The organism is Arthrobacter sp. 05T423 (genome assembly GCF_056396245.1).
Window position 1 is genome coordinate 123538 of record NZ_JBFTLC010000001.1, and the last position, 15337, is coordinate 138874.

At 66.5% G+C, this 15337-nt stretch carries 16 protein-coding genes and 1 tRNA gene; 8 read left to right on the forward strand and 9 right to left on the reverse strand.

Annotation, left to right across the window (positions count from 1 at the left end):
- Positions 1-55 precede the first annotated feature (55 nt).
- On the forward strand, positions 56-4261 hold the full coding sequence (locus AC1DFE_RS00625; protein WP_476903998.1) for an AAA family ATPase: 4206 nt from the start codon (positions 56-58) through the stop codon (positions 4259-4261).
- Complete coding sequence (locus AC1DFE_RS00630; RefSeq protein WP_476903999.1) at positions 4258-4509, forward strand: hypothetical protein; 252 nt, start codon at positions 4258-4260, stop codon at positions 4507-4509. The genes AC1DFE_RS00625 and AC1DFE_RS00630 overlap by 4 nt, the downstream gene beginning before the upstream one ends.
- A gap of 56 nt (positions 4510-4565) precedes the next feature.
- On the opposite strand, the gene cpaB is transcribed toward AC1DFE_RS00630, so the two are convergent.
- The 3 genes from cpaB to AC1DFE_RS00645 all read right to left on the reverse strand — a co-directional run bounded on the left by cpaB (position 4566) and on the right by AC1DFE_RS00645 (position 6606).
- A complete protein-coding gene (gene cpaB / locus AC1DFE_RS00635) occupies positions 4566-5189 on the reverse strand; it encodes a Flp pilus assembly protein CpaB (RefSeq protein WP_476904000.1) in 624 nt (207 codons plus the stop codon).
- 388 nt (positions 5190-5577) lie between these two features.
- Positions 5578-5847 (reverse strand): FmdB family zinc ribbon protein, encoded by a 270-nt coding sequence (locus AC1DFE_RS00640; protein ID WP_476904001.1) that lies wholly within the window; start codon positions 5845-5847, stop codon positions 5578-5580.
- 147 nt (positions 5848-5994) lie between these two features.
- Positions 5995-6606, reverse strand: coding sequence for a 5-formyltetrahydrofolate cyclo-ligase (locus AC1DFE_RS00645; protein ID WP_476904002.1), 612 nt, complete (start codon positions 6604-6606; stop codon positions 5995-5997).
- An 88-nt stretch (positions 6607-6694) separates the two neighbouring features.
- Between AC1DFE_RS00645 and galU the strand changes: the two genes are divergently transcribed.
- The 5 genes from galU to AC1DFE_RS00670 all read left to right on the forward strand — a co-directional run bounded on the left by galU (position 6695) and on the right by AC1DFE_RS00670 (position 10290).
- Positions 6695-7600 carry a UTP--glucose-1-phosphate uridylyltransferase GalU gene (gene galU / locus AC1DFE_RS00650; RefSeq protein ID WP_476904003.1) on the forward strand — a complete coding sequence of 302 codons (906 nt, stop codon included), beginning with the start codon at positions 6695-6697 and terminating at the stop codon, positions 7598-7600.
- Positions 7601-7606: 6 nt separating this feature from the next.
- Entirely contained in the window at positions 7607-8227 is a 621-nt protein-coding gene (locus AC1DFE_RS00655) for a GNAT family N-acetyltransferase (RefSeq protein ID WP_476904004.1), read from the forward strand.
- A gap of 126 nt (positions 8228-8353) precedes the next feature.
- The gene (locus AC1DFE_RS00660; RefSeq protein WP_476904005.1) at positions 8354-9340 is read left to right on the forward strand and encodes a hypothetical protein; all 987 of its coding nucleotides are present in this window, start codon (positions 8354-8356) and stop codon (positions 9338-9340) included.
- 32 nt (positions 9341-9372) lie between these two features.
- Positions 9373-10173, forward strand: a complete 801-nt coding sequence (locus tag AC1DFE_RS00665; protein ID WP_476904006.1) for an SDR family oxidoreductase — start codon at positions 9373-9375, stop codon at positions 10171-10173.
- Between the two features lie 44 nt (positions 10174-10217).
- Positions 10218-10290: transfer RNA gene (locus tag AC1DFE_RS00670), tRNA-Ala, on the forward strand.
- 82 nt (positions 10291-10372) lie between these two features.
- On the opposite strand, the gene AC1DFE_RS00675 is transcribed toward AC1DFE_RS00670, so the two are convergent.
- From AC1DFE_RS00675 to AC1DFE_RS00700, 6 genes are all read right to left on the reverse strand, one after another.
- Positions 10373-10774 (reverse strand): Hpt domain-containing protein, encoded by a 402-nt coding sequence (locus AC1DFE_RS00675; protein ID WP_476904007.1) that lies wholly within the window; start codon positions 10772-10774, stop codon positions 10373-10375.
- Between the two features lie 432 nt (positions 10775-11206).
- Positions 11207-11548: a hypothetical protein gene (locus AC1DFE_RS00680; protein ID WP_476904008.1), complete on the reverse strand. Its 342-nt coding sequence runs from the start codon at positions 11546-11548 to the stop codon at positions 11207-11209.
- A gap of 74 nt (positions 11549-11622) precedes the next feature.
- Positions 11623-12129 (reverse strand): AFG1/ZapE family ATPase, encoded by a 507-nt coding sequence (zapE, locus tag AC1DFE_RS00685; protein WP_476904009.1) that lies wholly within the window; start codon positions 12127-12129, stop codon positions 11623-11625.
- The gene (gene corA / locus AC1DFE_RS00690) at positions 12129-13124 is read right to left on the reverse strand and encodes a magnesium/cobalt transporter CorA (protein ID WP_476904010.1); all 996 of its coding nucleotides are present in this window, start codon (positions 13122-13124) and stop codon (positions 12129-12131) included. Before corA ends, zapE begins: the two co-directional genes overlap by 1 nt.
- Before the next feature lie 25 nt (positions 13125-13149).
- The gene (locus AC1DFE_RS00695; protein WP_476904011.1) at positions 13150-13374 is read right to left on the reverse strand and encodes a hypothetical protein; all 225 of its coding nucleotides are present in this window, start codon (positions 13372-13374) and stop codon (positions 13150-13152) included.
- 9 nt (positions 13375-13383) lie between these two features.
- Positions 13384-13902, reverse strand: a complete 519-nt coding sequence (locus AC1DFE_RS00700; RefSeq protein ID WP_476904363.1) for an Lrp/AsnC family transcriptional regulator — start codon at positions 13900-13902, stop codon at positions 13384-13386.
- 173 nt (positions 13903-14075) lie between these two features.
- On the opposite strand from AC1DFE_RS00700, the gene AC1DFE_RS00705 reads away from it, so the two are divergent.
- On the forward strand, positions 14076-15311 hold the full coding sequence (locus AC1DFE_RS00705) for an MFS transporter (RefSeq protein ID WP_476904012.1): 1236 nt from the start codon (positions 14076-14078) through the stop codon (positions 15309-15311).
- The last annotated feature ends 26 nt before the right edge of the window (positions 15312-15337 follow it).

The window sequence follows — 15337 nt, forward strand, 5'->3', positions numbered from 1 at the left end:
CCGACCCAGTGTTGCGGTCTCTCAACCGCGGCGGTTTCCGGCTACGCTCGAAACTATGCCCGTATGGTCCAAGGCGTCACGCGCGAGCGCAGAAAAGAAGGCAGTAGTGTCAGTAGGTCAGGTCGACTCCGAGGGTTCGGAGGAGCTCAGGAAGTGGCTGTCCGGGCTAAAGCCCGTTACAGGGGCAGACACAATGCTGCGCTTCACCAAAACGCCCGAGGGTTCCATAGACCTCACCCACGCGCACCCTTCGGGACTGGCGCAGCTCATGGCCGGACGCCGGACGCGGCTTTCCACGCTGATCCGTGACCAGAAGCAGTACGTCGTGGCTGCCCGGGCCTGCCGGAACCTGCGCTCCAAGATTTTCGAACTGGCCAATGACCGCGGCATCGAGGCCGGGTATTTCTCGGCCGGCACCGTGGTGTGGACCTCCGCCGTCGGGGGCAAACCGCAGCGTGTCTCGGCACCGGTGATGCTGACCGCCATGACGCTCACCATCCGCCCCGGCGAAGACGACTACGAACTGCAGCTCACGGAGCAGGCGCGCATCAACCCTGCCCTGATCCGGCACCTGAAAACCATTCACGGGATCGTGTTCGACGTCAACGCCGTGACCCGGATGGCCTACAGCACCGCGCGCTTCGACCCCCTGCCCGTCCTGGACCGGATCAGCACGCTGGTCAAGCCCATCCACGGGGCCGAGGTGGAGCACAACCTGCTCGTCTCCACCTTCGCTGACCTCTCCGGGAACCTCGACGATCCGTGGATCAACGGCCAGAACGCACTGGTGGCCTCGCTGGCCAAGGCCGCGTCGGGCGAAGTCGTCGATGTTCCGGGCCTGCAGCGTGAGCGCTTTCCCAGCGTGGACGAACGGGACCCCGCCGAGGAGCTCCTCCTCCTCGACGCCGATGCCGACCAGCAGTATGTGATCGACGCCGTCAGGGCCGGGGATTCGCTGGTGGTGAGCAGCCCGCCCGGCACCGGCCAGACGCAGACTGCCATCAACACAATCGGTGCGCTCGTGGACGAAGGCAAGACCGTCCTCGTGGTGGGGGACCGGCGTGCCAGCCTCAATGAGGTGTCCGGACGCCTCGAGGGCCTCGGCCTGGAGTCGATCCTTTTCCAGCTGTCCGGAAACGCAACGCCGCAGCAGCTCAAAGGCCAACTGGTGCGCTCCATCGTGCGCAACGAAAAAGCCCAGGAACCCCAGCTCGGCAGCCTTCACAAGACCCTCACCGAGCACCGCCACGCCCTTCTGGACCACGTCGCGTCCTTGCATAACGTGCGGCAGCGGTGGGGCTGCTCGCCCTACCAGGCCATGCAGTCGCTCGCTGAGCTGACGTCAATCCAGCCTGCCCCGGCCACCACCGTGCGCCTGAAGCGCAGCGTCCTGGACAGCATCCGCGACCGCGAGGAGCTCGCCGGCCGGCTGAAGCGGGCCGCCGAACTCGGTGCCTTCAGCAGGGCCTCGACCACCAGCCCCTGGCACGGCGCCCGCCTGGTGACGCGCAAGGAGACCGAGGAAGCCCAGGAGCTGGCACGCGCGGTGGAGAAGAAGCTGCCGCAGCTCCAGGAACGGATGGAGGACGTGGCCAGCCATGCGGAAATCCGCCTGGGAGCCACCTTCGCCGAGTGGGGCTCCCAGCTCAGGCTCCTGGTGGCCGTCCGCGAAAGCCTGGACAAGTTCACCCCGGACATCTTTGACCGCCCCGTGACTGACCTCATTTCCGCGACGGCTTCCTCGTCGTGGCGCAGGGAGCGGGGCATCGACATGGCCTCCATGCAGCGGTCCCGCCTCCGCCGGGTGGCCAAGGAGTATGTCCGCCCCGGCGTGCACATTGCCGACCTTCACAGCTCGCTGGTGCTGGTGCAGGAACAGCGTGCCCAGTGGGCCGGGTACGCCACCACGCAGCGGCATCCGGCGGTGCCGTCCGGCCTCGCGGAGATCAGCATCATGCACCGCGGACTGACCCGCGAGATGAAGCAGCTGGGCGACGCCTTGCGGCACACGGCTGCCGGCGGTTCGCTCGAAAACGTTCCCTACCCGGAGCTCATGGAGCGCCTGGAACGGCTGGTCGCCGACACGAAGACGCTGCAAACCCTGCCCGAACGCACGCTCCTCATCGAGAACATGCGTGAGCACGGGCTGGGGGAGCTGCTGGCAGACCTCTCGGAACGCGAGGTGGGTGCCGGGTCCGTTGCCGCCGAGCTGGATCTGGCCTGGTGGCAGTCGGCGCTCGAAGCGATGATCAGCGGGGACGACTACCTGGCCATGTCCGACGGCGATGCGCTGCGCCAGCTTGAGGCGGAGTACCGGCTCGCGGACGACGCCCACGTTGCCAGCGGTGCAGGCCGCCTGCGGTGGAAGCTGGCCGGGCGCTGGCGGGCGGCCATCGAGGAGCATGCCCGCCAGGCGGACCTGCTCCGGAGCCTTCTCAAGGACGGGCGCGTCACGCTTGCAGCGCTGACGGCGCAGGCGCCGGCGCTGGTTCCCATGCTGGTGCCCGTGTGGTCGGTCAGCCCCTACCTCATGACTGGACTCCTCCCGGCCGAGCAGAAGTTCGACGCCGTGGTGATCCTCGACGCCGAGGCTACCTCGCTGCAGGCCGTCCTCCCGGCGGTCGCCCGCGCCAAGCAGGTGATCGCCTTTGGCGACGACAAGATTGCCAGCCCCCGCACCTTTACCGTTGCGGTGGAACGGCTCGCTGCCGGCGAGCAGTCGCACCAGAGTGTCGAAAGCGCCTTCACAGCACTTTCGGCGGTGCTGCCGACCGCGCCGCTGCGCTCGGTTTTCCGCGCGGTGGACGAGGACCTCGTGCTGCAGCTGAGCAAGAACTTTTATGACGGCAGCCTTCGCCGCCTGCCCGAGGGCCAGTCGGCCACGGGGCTGGACCGTGCGCTGACGGTGGAATACCTTCCTGACGGCACCGGTTTGCCCAGCGCCGACCATGAGGGCGTCGAATCGGTGGTGGCAGAGGTGAGCAGGGTGGTGGAGCTCGTGTTTGAGCACGCGCGGCTCCGTCCCCGGACCTCGCTGGCGGTGGTAACCGCCAGCCTCCGGCATGCGGCACGGATCGGCGAGTCCATCCGGCTGCAGCTGCCCAACCATCCCTCGCTGTCCGGATTCTTCACGGCAGGTGATGAGTCGTTCCGCGTGGTGGACCTGGAGCGCGCTCAGGGGTTGGTCCGCGACCGGGTAATCTTCTCTCCGGGCTACGGGCGGACGCCGCACGGCCGCGCCCTGCACAGCTTCGGTCCGCTGTCCGCCGAGGGCGGCCGGGCCAAGTTCGCTCTGGCCATGACCCGGGCCCGTCAGTCGCTGCATGTGCTGACGTGCTTCAAGCCGGAGGACCTTGACCGGACCCGGCTGGCCCACGGTGCCGTTGACCTTTACGAGCTCCTGGACCGTGAGATCTCCGGCAACACGGACCTGGGAACTCCCGCGTCCAGGGCTGCGGCCAGTGAACAGGCGCTGGGGGCCGACCCGCTGGTTGCCGACCTCGGTGACCGGCTGCGGGCCCGCGGCGCGCGCGTCTGGCACCAGTACGACGGCGTCATCGACGTGGTGGCTGCAGCCGATCCGCTGAGCACCATGGGCCAGGACGACGCCGACATCCCGCGGCCGGTCGCCATCGAATCGGACGGTACCGAGCAGTACCGGCAAATGACGGTCCGGGAACGCAGCCGGCTGCGCCCCCAGCTGCTGGAGCGGCTCGGCTGGCGGTATCTGCCGCTGTGGACCATCGAGGTGTTCACCGATCCCTCGGCCTGCGCCGACAGGATCGGCGGATACCTTGGGCTTGAGAAGCCCGCCCCTTCGGTGCGCTCTGTCGGAGCGCCGGGATTCTTCCTGGATGACGACGTCAGCACCCTGGCGGTGGGCGACTTCGAGCCTGGGCAGGGTCAGGAGGACGAGTACGGGAACCCGGCAGACAGTTTCGGCAGCGACCCGGAAGGTGGCGATGCGGGTCAGCAGGAAGCTGACCGGGAGAACGCTGTCCGGGAGAACGCTGACCGGTTGGCGGCGGTCCCGGCCGACGCGGATCAGGCGAATGCGGATCAGGCGGACATAAATGAGTCGAACATCGGTAACTCCCACGTCGGCCAGTCGGGCGTCGGGCAGCCGGAAACTGAGCGGGCCCGCACTGACCGGGCCAACCGGGACGCTGCCGATTCCGACGCGCCCCGTGCCGGAGTAGGCTTCGGTTCTGAGCCAGGCGTGGAGCGGCTGGTCATGGAACGGAAGGAGGGCCCGCTGTGACAGCCGACGGCGGGATGGAGCGCACGGGCGGGATGGAGCGCAAAGACGGTACGGAGCCCGAGGACCAGCAGGCCCCCGACGCGGCGAAGTCAGCAAAGACGCAGCGCGAAAAATCCGACGGGCAGCATCGGACGGGCGTCGTCCCCAAGAGGGCAGCCGAGGACGATCCGCGCACCTGGGGCGACGCGGAATCCGGTAACGACCACGACGCGTGGCTGAAAGAGCAGAAGCCGCCGCACTGGGGTTAAGCGGCCGGGCAAAAGAACTGCTGCTTCGCGGGGAGCCGCCGGTCTTGACGGCCGGTTCAGCGGGCACCGGATCCCACCAGGACGAAAAACAGCTTTCCCTGGGTTGATGCGCCCGCCAGCGCACCGGCCTGGCCAGGGGTGGCGGCCACTACCAGCAGACCGTCGGAATCCCCGGCAGCTAGCCATTGACCGCCCTGGCCCTCCTGGCCGGAGGTCCAGAGGACAGGCACCGACTTGGCGAGTATTTTCGAGGCTGATGCCTGGTCATAGCCGTTGCCGCTTGTCAGAACCACGTTCACGAGTTGCCCGGGGGAGACCAGCTGGATGGAGGACGGGTCCGCCATCCGGAGTGGCACCGCAGCAGATCCGGGCGGTGCTCCCGCCAGCAGACCGGGCCCCACCAGTTGGGTGTCCGTGAGGAGCTGGCCCTTGCGGAGCGGCGCGGCCAACTGCTTGCCGTCCACGCCGGAGCTTTCAGTGAAGGTTCCGTCCGGCACCATGGCAGGGGGAACTCTCACGGGTGTGACATCGCTGCCGTTCAGGCTGGCTCCGGCGGGAAGGTCACGGGCGGCGGCCAGGACGCTCACGGTCTGGGCAGGGGCAGGAGTCAGTTGGTGGACCGCGATCCCCGCGGCCGCACAGAGGAGGAGCGCCACGGCAAGACGCCGGTTACGGTTCACCCATCCGGCGAAGCGCCGCCGGCGCGGGCGGGCGGCTGGACCGGGCAGTGAGTTGCGGCGTCCGGGTCGGACGGCCGGGCGGGATGCACTTGCGGGAAAAATTCCGGTGGCTGGCATGCCGCCACGCTACGGGCCATCCGTCGGCCCGCGACAGGCCCCGGAAGCCGTATGTGGAAAAGCTGCCCCTCAGCTCAACGATGCCTGCCGAGCAAAGCGTGAACGGACACTTGAGGCCCTGCAGCGCAGCGAACCAAGAACCCGGAGAAAACAAAAGAGCCCGGCCGGGCAATCCCGGCCGGACTCCATTTGCTGAAGGCGGTGTTAGTTGAAGGCAGCGCCGACTGAAGGCGGCGTTAGCTGCGGTGCGGCAGGGGCCGCGGCGAGGCCTCTAGCTGGCGGCTGCGGAGGCCGGGGCAGCCGATGGGGCGGCGGCGGGCGCAGCCGGAGCGGACGCAGCGGGGGAGACGGTGCTTCCCTTGGTATCGCGCGAATCAGTCCGGTAGAAGCCCGAGCCCTTGAAGACCACGCCCACGCTGTTGAACTTCTTGCGGAGCGTGCCCTGGCATTCGGGGCAGGACGTCAGAGTGCTGTCGGTGAAAGACTGCACGATGTCGAAGGCATGGCTGCAATCCTTGCAGGCATAGGCATACGTGGGCACTGTAGATCCTCCTCTTGGACAAACGACAGGTCCCGTGCTGCCTGGCTTCATTTCCCGGATTTTCCTAGCCGGATATCCGTGGCGGAAATGACTCCATTAGCAGTCGCAGGGCCTGAGTGCCAATTCTAGCACCCCGCCCGGCCGAGGTCACCCGAAGGGTACCAGCCCTGAGGGAGTGAGTGCCGCGTCCACCGGCCGGTCGAAGCTTTCGGCCGGGATGGACTGCGCTGGCAGGAGTTCGGCGTCGTAAATCACGGCAGCCCTCGGCGGCTCCAGTCCGCCGGCGGCGGCTGCCGCCAGGAACTTGTCGTAATAGCCGCCGCCCTGTCCGATCCTGTTGCCGCTCATGTCCACCGCCGTGGCAGGCATGAACAGGCCTGCCACGGCGCGGACGGCCTCCATGCCGCGCCGCTCGCCGGCGGGTTCCTGGATGGGGGCGTACCTGCTGCGGACTAACTCGGTGTCCGGGGTCCAGTAGACCCAGCTCAGCTGGCGGTCCGGTTCGCAGACCGGCAGCAGCACCCGGTGGCCAGCCCCATGCAATGCGTGCAGCAGAGGAAGGGTCGGCGGCTCGAATCCCACCCCGAGGTAGGAGGTGAACGTTGCCGGCCTGCCCGCGGTGAGCGTCTGGGCCCACGACAGGCCGTGGACGGCGATGCGTTCACCGGCTTCGGCCACGTCCGCTGGCGTCATGGTGGCCCGGATTTGCCGGTGCCGCGAACGGATCCCGTCCTTCGACGGCGTGGTCCCTGTTGGCATGGGTGTCTTCCTTTATCGCAGCGGCAGGCGGCGGGGCCGCTGCCGGAAGCATTTACCGTATGAATGTTCCCTCGGATAGATTAGACCAGTGACTTCCACTAATTGTTCAGTCCGCAAGGCCGTAATCCCTGCTGCCGGGCTCGGCACCAGGTTCCTGCCTGCCACCAAGGCCATGCCCAAGGAGATGCTGCCGGTGGTTGACAAGCCGGCCATCCAGTACGTCGTCGAGGAGGCCGTCAAGGTGGGCCTGAGTGACGTTCTGATGATCACCGGCCGCAACAAGCGCGCACTCGAGGACCACTTCGACCGCGTCCCGGCCCTGGAAGCGACGCTGGAGGCCAAGGGCGACACCGCCAAGCTGGAATCGATCCAGGCCGCGAGCAACCTCGGCGACATCCACTATGTCCGCCAGGGTGACCCCAAGGGACTGGGCCACGCTGTGCTGCGTGCCCGCCAGCATGTGGGCCACGAGCCTTTCGCAGTGCTGCTGGGCGATGACCTGATCGATGCCCGCGACGAGCTTCTCAGCATCATGATCGACGTGCAGGCCAAGACCGGCGGTTCTGTGGTGGCCCTCATTGAGGTGGAGCCCTCCCAGATCAGTGCCTATGGCTGCGCAGATATCTCCGAGATCGAGGGCGAAGGCTTCGTCAAGATCAACAAGCTGGTGGAGAAGCCGGACGTCGACGAAGCTCCTTCCAACCTGGCTGTCATTGGCCGCTATGTGCTCCACCCCGATGTGTTTGATGTGCTGGAAAAGACCGAGCCCGGCCGCGGCGGCGAGATTCAGTTGACGGACGCCCTGCAGGAGCTGGCCAGCAGGGACGGTGAAGGCGGCGGTGTGTACGGCGTGGTCTTCCGCGGCCGCCGTTACGACACCGGGGACAAGCTCAGCTACCTCAAGGCCTGCGTGCAGCTCGCCATCGACAGCGACGACCTCGGACCTGGTCTGCGTGACTGGCTTCGGGAACTTGCCGCCGGTTTGTCAAAGTAACCCTTCATGAGGGTCAGCCACATCTGGCCGGTCACGCTGGAGTGCGGGGACATTGTCCTGCGGCCCATCAGGTACCGGGACCGGAAGGAATGGACCGAGGTGCGTTCGCGCAACAGTGACTGGCTGGCACCCTGGGAGGCCTCCAACCCGATCCCGGGTGGCGCGCTGCCCGACTACCGGCAGATGGTCAGGTCGCTGAACACCCAGGCTGCCCAGGCCACGGCACTTCCCTTTGTGATTGCAGAGTGGACGCCCGGATACCGTGACCCGGTCATTGTGGGGCAGTTGACCGTCTCCTCGATCGTGTGGGGATCCGCGTTGATGGCCACGCTCGGTTACTGGGTGGACCAGTCCCGGGCCGGGCACGGGATTGCCCCCACGGCCGTGGCGATGGCAACTGACCACTGTTTCCGGACCCTTGGCCTGCACCGGATGGAAATCAACATCCGTCCCGAAAACGGACCCAGCCTGCGCGTCGTGGAAAAACTGGGCTTCCGGGACGAGGGCTACCGTCCGCGGTACCTGCACATCAATGGCGAATGGGCAGACCACCGCTCCTTCGCACTGACCTCAGAGGAAGTTCCGGAAGGCCTCCTCAGCCGCTGGCTGCGGGTCAGGCCCGCCTGACCGCTGGCCGACGGAGCCGCTGGTCAGGGCCGGGTTCTGTGCATAAGTCCATTGATTTGAAGCTCGGCCGCGACACACCGAGACGAATGCCACAACCGGCCCCCTATTCCTCATACGGTTTTGTGTGTGGACTTCCCCCTTAGCAGCTCAGTCATCCTTGTGGCTGCTGTTGCGCTCTGGATCGTTTGGGTTGCCCCTTACGTGCTCCGCAACGGCCGGCATCAGTTCCAGGTTGCCGGTGACCTGACGTTGGAGAGCGTCGACGCCGAAACTGCAAACCCGCAAGCCGGGACGGTTGTGTATATGGCCGCCCAGCAGGAGAAACGCATGGACACCAGGAAGAGCAGCGAACCAGCAACAGGCCACACCCCGGCTCCGTCCGGCAATAGGCCTGCCGCCCAGGGGGCCGGTGCCTTTCGGATCCGCTACGGACGAACGGCCATCGCGTTCGTTGGGTTGCTGTCCTTCCTGACGGCGATAGTGGCCGGCGTCCTGGGCCTCTTCGGGATCGGCAACCCCTGGGTTCCGGCCGTGGCGTTCTTGACCGGAGTTGCCGCCGTCGTGGTTTTACGCAGGCTCGCCGTCCGTGACCGCCGCAGGAAAGTCAGTGCCGCCTTTAGGGCGGCCATGGGCCCGTCTTCCGACCGGACGAACCACCGGGCACCCGCGGAGCGTCCCGCAGAAGAAACGCCTGCTTCGGAGCCCGAGAAGCCCCGTGAAAACGCACTCTTCGACGCCGAGGCCGAAGCACCGAAGCCCAAGCCCCTCACGGCTGTTGAACTTAGGGAGGCGGCCTTGGCAGTTGCCCTTGCAGCGGGTGACGAAAGCGCCGCAGCCCCCATACAGAGCGCAGCTGCGGCACCGGACTCCAGTTGGGAGCCGGTGGAAGTTCCGAAGCCGACGTACGTCGAAGCCGCCAAGGCCGAGCGTCCTGCACCTGAGCCCCTGGCGCTGCCCGAGGCTCCGAAATCCGTGGGCAAGCCTTCGCTCAAGCAGGGGCCGGCCGCCGCACCTCCTGCAGCACCGCCGAATGCCGCGCCCGCAAAGCCGCTGACCAAGGCCCAGAGCGCGTTGAGCAACCTGGACGACGTCCTGCAGCGCCGCCGCGCGTAGCCGGACGTCCAGGCCGGATCAGGCGCCCCTGAATGACCCGAATCTGCGTTGCCGGCGGCACTGGCCGCGCCGGCCGTGAAGTGGTGCGGCAGGCACTGGACATGGGGCATGCCGTCGCCATTCTGAGCCGGAACCCACCGCGTCCGGGTGACCGGGAGTATTACGACGGCGCCACTTACTTCCGCGCGGACGTCACCACCGGAGACGGGGTGCCAGAGACCCTGGCCGGAGCCGACGTCGTGATCGATTGCCTCGAAGCGCGGACCGGCACGGCACTCAGGCACTATGCCGCGGGCGGTGCGCTGCTGCTGGGCGAAGCCGCGGCGGCTGGGGTTGCCCGGGCCGTCCTGCTTTCCATTGTCAACTGCGACCAGGGCGCCTTCGCGTACTACCGGTCGAAGGCGGACAAGGAACGTATGTACGCCAGATCGCCGCTGGAAACCCGCACGGTGCGGGCAACACAGTTCCACACCCTGGTGGCGGGGATATTCGACGCCGGTTCCCGGGTTGGCCTGGTGCCGGTGATCAAAGGCGTCCGGTTCCAGCCGATCGCCCCGTCCGACGTGGCCTCGGCGCTTCTGGAGGCCGCTCTGGCACCGTCGTCAGACGACCACCACGGGGTCCAGACAGTCGGCGGGCCGGAGGTGCTGGGCATGGGCTCGCTGGCCAGCGTCTGGAAGCGGACCATCGGCGCCGAGGGCCGTTTGATCCGGTTGCCGCTGCCCGGTGCAATGGGCAGATTTCTTCGTGGGGGGAAAAACCTGGCGGCCGAACAGCGTTACGGACGCACGACATTTGAGGCCTGGTTGGCAAACTGGCAAAAAAATTTGTAGCCTAGGGAAATCGGCGCTGGAGTTCCTTCCGGATATGGCGCCACGGGGTTATAGCTCAGTTGGTAGAGCGCTTCGTTCGCATCGAAGAGGTCAGGGGTTCGAATCCCCTTAGCTCCACAGGTACACCCCGGTCCATGGACCGGGGTGTTTCGTTTATGTACGTCCCTGATCCACCACCTGACGCCAAGCATTTTTGAAATCACGACCCTGCGGAACCGTGCGACCTGGGCGGCAGGTGGCCGCGCCGGGACGCTTCACGGACTACCTGCCGGATGTTCGCGAACAACACCGCTTTCACGGCTGTCATATCAGGGTTGTGGCCGTGCTTCAGCGCGGTCTCGAGGTTGGCGCAGTACGCCTCAAGCCGCTGCGCCCCAGCCATTCCGGAGCTGACCCTCAGGCTGATGAGGGCCTCCAGGGTCGTCTCACTATCGCCGCGGGTGAGCCCTTTGAAGATTTTGGCTGCCCGCACGGGAAGCATCACCAGATACTCCTCCATGAACTTCTGCGCTGCATCCTCTCCGGCTTCGTCCCTGAGGTCCTGCAATGCGCCGTCGTCCAGTACCGGAAGGTCCTGGCCCGCGTCCTGGTCCTCCGCCATGCACCCACCTCATCCAGTTGTCCACGCTGTCCTGTGATTCTCAATGAAATGGTCCGGGACTCGGCTCAAGAACCCGACACTGTCATCGCAGGTTCGGATCAAGAGTTCACGAGCATTCCGGCGGCTGGCTGCGGGCTGCGCATCTGGTGATTGTCCGCCGGGTCCGGGGTACATGGGGAATGCGTTCCGGACCCGGCAGTTCTGAAGCGACGGTTCGCGGCTACCTTCAGCTTCAGGGACAGAAACAGTGTGCGGCCCGCACGCTATGAAATGCGGGTGCCACCTGAGAGCTGGGCTTCGCCTTACCCCCTACATGAGGGGTTGGACGGGGCACGTCCAAGGATTTTCCAAGTTCTCAGGGGCGGGTTGTTGTGCCCGGTCACAGGCAGGAGGAGACCCTGCCCGTGACGCCGGGCGTTCCGACGCCGGGGGCTACTGGCCGCCGCAGAACTTGCTGTAGGTGCTGCCGGCCTGCTCGTAGCCGGCCTTGAGCTCGGTGAGCTTCGCTTCGTCAGGGGTTTCCTTGGCGGACTCGTCCGTGTATTCCAGGATGGCCTGCAGCGCGGGCTGCAGTTCGTCCGAGGACACTGCCTCGATGGGACGGATCTGGTTGGCCAGGCGGGTCATGCCGGTCTTGCCCACGGAGTTCGAAGGGTTCGATACAACCGTCTTGATCCGGTCGCAGGTTTGCGCGGTGGTGAGCTGCGGTGCAGCGCAGGCGGAAGCGGAGAGGACGAACCCGGCGGCGAGCAGGGCAGTGGTGAGTTTCTTCATGATTCCCTCAGTAGTTGATGTCAATCGATTGTAAGCAGACGCAACCGGCTCGGGACGGCTGGTTACGGCTGTTGCTAGCAGCCTGCGGACTGCTCGTCCTCCAACTGTTCGTCCGACTCGATCCGGCGAAGCAATGAGAGCCGCTCTTCAATCCGCCACAGGACGGCGGCCAGTTCCCCAGGAACGCTGCCCTCCGGCGCGGCCGCTGGGCTGCCAAGGGGCCCATGAGCGATGAGGATCGGCGTGATGTCCCGCTCATGCAGGACGTCCAGCAATGCCAGGAACCGTTGCCAGTCAGCCGGGCCGGCGGCGGACTCGGCAGACGGTGCCGGGACGCCCTCCACCACCCAGGCAGGGAACCTCGCGGCCAGCAGAACATAGTCGGCGGTGGATTTGGCGGCGCCGCACAGCTCTGCAAAGCTCACCCATAGGATGTCCGGATCAGCGCCCCGGACCGTCAGCGGACCGCTGGGCAGGTCCAGGACCTCTTTCTGGGAAGGGGAGGGCCTGAACAGCCCGTAGGCGCCCAGTTGCCGCTCCGTGCCGGGCATGATGACCAGGCCCCGGTCAAAACCGGCCACTAAAGCCAGCCCTTCCGCTTGAAGATGAGATACATCAGGGCGGCCATGGCAGCCATCAACAGCACCGCCATGGGATAGCCGTACGCCCAGTGAAGCTCCGGCATATGGTCGAAGTTCATGCCGTACACGCCGGCCACGAAGGTCGGAGCGAAGAAGATGGCCGCCCAGGACGAGATCTTCTTCACCTGCTCGTTCTGCTGCGCGCTGGCCTCGTTCTGCCGGGTGGCCGTGAGCGTGCCGTCCAGGGTCAGCGCATTCTGCAGGAGGTCTCTGAATGAGTCCGCCCGGGATATCACACGTTCCACGTGGTCTTCGACGTCCCGCAGGTTGTGCTGCAGCTCGGCGTCGGCGGCAAAGTCGTCAAAGCCCTGGTTGAGCTGTTGCATCATCTCCGGCAGCGGATGGATGGCCCGCTGGAACTGGATAACCTCACGGGCGAGTTCATAGATGCGGCGCGACACCGCGGAATCCCCGGAGAACAGCTGGTCCTCGATTTCGTCGATGTCATTTTCCAGCCCGGCCACTACCGGGGCGTAGTCGTCCACCACCTGGTCCAGCAGTCCGTACAGTACCGCCGGCGGCCCGTGCCGGAGGAGGTCCGGCCTGGACTCGAGGCGGCGGCGTACCTCTCCCACGCCGGACATCTCCGCATGCCTAACAGTCACCACGAAGTTCTTGCCAACGAAGATGTGGAGCTCCCCGAATTCCACGCTTTCGGCGTCGTCGCGGTACCGGGCCGGCCTGAGCACCGTGAACAGGCTGTCTCCGTAACGCTCCAGCTTGGGCCGCTGGTGGGCCGACACAGCGTCCTCGACGGCCAGACGGTGCAGGCCAAACTCCTCCGCAACGGCGGCCATCTCGGCTGTCGAAGGACGGTACAGGCCGATCCAGGCCATCCCGCCGTGGCTGCCGAGTGTTTCAAAGGTCTGTTCCAGGTCTTCGGGCTCCGCGGTGCGGACCCCGTCCACGTAGACGGCGTTGTCGATGATGGTCACTGTCTGCAGGTCTCCGTCTGTTGGGTTAGGACATCGCGCCGCTGATGACCCCGGCCGCTGTCACGGCGAGGACATCATGGCCGGAATCGATGAGCGTCACGGCCGCTGGACGGCTGGCGAAACCGGCCTCCATCCACCGTTTGCCGAGGACTGCTGGCAGGTACCAGACAAAGCGGATGGCCATGCTCGCTGCGAAGGCAAGAAGCACCGCAAGCCAGTTGACCTGAAAGAAGTATGAGAGCCAATCCATCCTCGAATCCTATGCCGGAGGAGCAGGTGCGGATTGAGCGGCCGATGACTGGACCGCGGACGATTGCACCAGTCGGCTGATCAGCGGCTCGGTCCGGTACGGGATGTGCGTGTGGAGAGCCAGCACGGTTTCGGTGCGGATCACGCCTTTGATCCGAAGGACCGAACGCAACGCGGCCTGGAGATTGTGCGTGTCCGTCGCCACCACCCGGCACCAGACGTCGCCCCTGCCGGAGATCTCATGCACCTCGAGGACCTGGGGAATGAGCCGCAACGCGGCGATCACGCCGTCGAGCTCCCGGTGGGTCACTTCGATCGTCACGAAGGCGACGACGTCGTATCCCACCGCCTCGAGGTCGATCTCGCGGCCGCCGTCGTGCAGGACGCCGGAGCGCAGCATTCGGCGTACGCGTGACTGGGCGGTGTTGCGCGCAATGCGGAGCGTGTCGCTCAGTTCGCCTATCTGAATGCGGGGGTCGCGGATCAGCTGGAGCAGGATCTTCAGATCCGTAGGGTCCAAGGTGTTCAAATCGTCACTCCGGTTCATGAATCCGGTCAATAATTGATGGTTTTGCTCAATATTCCCACAGAAGGACGTGCCCGGTACGCACTCCTGCCGCATTCTTGAGGAACCAATTTCCATCCGCTGGAGCAGCCCCCACAAGGGGTTGGGTCCCCGGACACACAGGCAAGGGCACGGGCATGACCGTCTTCAGCGAACTTCGAATGCGTCCCGCCACAGCCACCCGCTGGGGCTGGGACGCATCCACCACCGCGCGGCTGGCCATGGCCGGTGTCGTCATTTTCACGCTCCTGGTGGGAGCAAACCTGGCGACCCCGCTGTATTCGCTGCTGCAGGTGCGGCTCGGCCTGAGTTCCCTGGGGATCACCGTGGCGTTCGCCGCCTATGTCCTCGCGCTGGTGGCCACGCTGATGCTCGCCGGGCACTGGTCCGACCACATCGGGCGCCGCGCAGCCCTCCTGTTGGCCGTGCTGACGGGACTTGCCGGTGGCCTGGTTTTCGCGAACGCGGAGGGTCTTGCCGGGCTGTGCGGCGGCCGGGCACTCCAGGGCGTTGCCGTGGCCCTGGCCACCGGGGCGAGCTCCGCGGCCCTGCGCGAGCTGCTGCCGGAGCGCCCTGAGTGGGCCTCCCGTTTCACCCTGCTGGCCTCGGCCGGTGGAGTGGCGGCGGGGCCGGCTATCGGGGGGATTCTCTCCATCCTGCCTGGTCCCACGACGACGCCGTACCTCATCCATTCGGTGGTCCTGGGCGCCCTGTTAGTCCCGCTGTACCTGCTGCGCGCCCGGCCCGCCATTAAACCGGCGGCAGGTCCGCGCCCGCTGAGGGCCCTCGCTCCGCGCCGGCCGACGGTGTCCAGGGACGCCCGCGGCGCATTCTGGCTGGCCGCGGCTGTTGGTTTCCTCAGCTTTGCCGTTTTCGGCTTCTGTCTGTCCCTCGCGCCGAGCTATTTCGCAAAGATCCTCGGCACCGACTCACGCCCGCTGATCGGTGTGCTGGCGGGGCTCACGCTCGGGGCGTCAGCCCTAAGCCAGCTGATCGGCGTCCGGAGCAGGTTCGTTGTGCCGTCTGGGCTGGCAGTGCTGGGCGGCGCGGTGGCGCTCATCGCCGCCGCGGCGGCAGCCGCTAACCCGTGGCTGCTGATCGCCGCCAGCCTGGCCGCAGGGGCCGGCCAGGGTATCGCCTTCCGGACCGTGTTCAATGACGTGGCCGGGAAGGTGGAGGCGTCCCGGCATGCGCAGGTGATCAGCACCGTCTACGTGATCACCTACCTGGGAAGCGCCGTCCCGGTGGTCGGTCTGGGGCTTGCAACGGCGGCCTGCGGGCTTGACGCTGCCGTCGCCGGATTCGTGACGCTGTGCGCCGCAGCGGCCGGGCTGCTGGCCGTTATCACCTGGCGCCGCAGCCTCCGCCGGTAACGTCCGGTGCCGGCCGCGAGCCGACT

Excerpts from the sequence above, each read along its gene's own strand:
- AC1DFE_RS00625 (WP_476903998.1), top strand. The coding sequence starts at position 56 with ATGCCCGTATGGTCCAAGGCGTCACGCGCGAGCGCAGAAAAGAAGGCA.
- AC1DFE_RS00645 (WP_476904002.1), bottom strand. The coding sequence starts at position 6,606 with ATGCCAACAGGGACCACGCCGTCGAAGGACGGGATCCGTTCGCGGCAC.
- AC1DFE_RS00655 (WP_476904004.1), top strand. The coding sequence starts at position 7,607 with ATGAGGGTCAGCCACATCTGGCCGGTCACGCTGGAGTGCGGGGACATT.
- AC1DFE_RS00665 (WP_476904006.1), top strand. The coding sequence starts at position 9,373 with ATGACCCGAATCTGCGTTGCCGGCGGCACTGGCCGCGCCGGCCGTGAA.
- AC1DFE_RS00675 (WP_476904007.1), bottom strand. The coding sequence starts at position 10,774 with ATGGCGGAGGACCAGGACGCGGGCCAGGACCTTCCGGTACTGGACGAC.
- AC1DFE_RS00680 (WP_476904008.1), bottom strand. The coding sequence starts at position 11,548 with ATGAAGAAACTCACCACTGCCCTGCTCGCCGCCGGGTTCGTCCTCTCC.
- AC1DFE_RS00695 (WP_476904011.1), bottom strand. The coding sequence starts at position 13,374 with ATGGATTGGCTCTCATACTTCTTTCAGGTCAACTGGCTTGCGGTGCTT.
- AC1DFE_RS00705 (WP_476904012.1), top strand. The coding sequence starts at position 14,076 with ATGACCGTCTTCAGCGAACTTCGAATGCGTCCCGCCACAGCCACCCGC.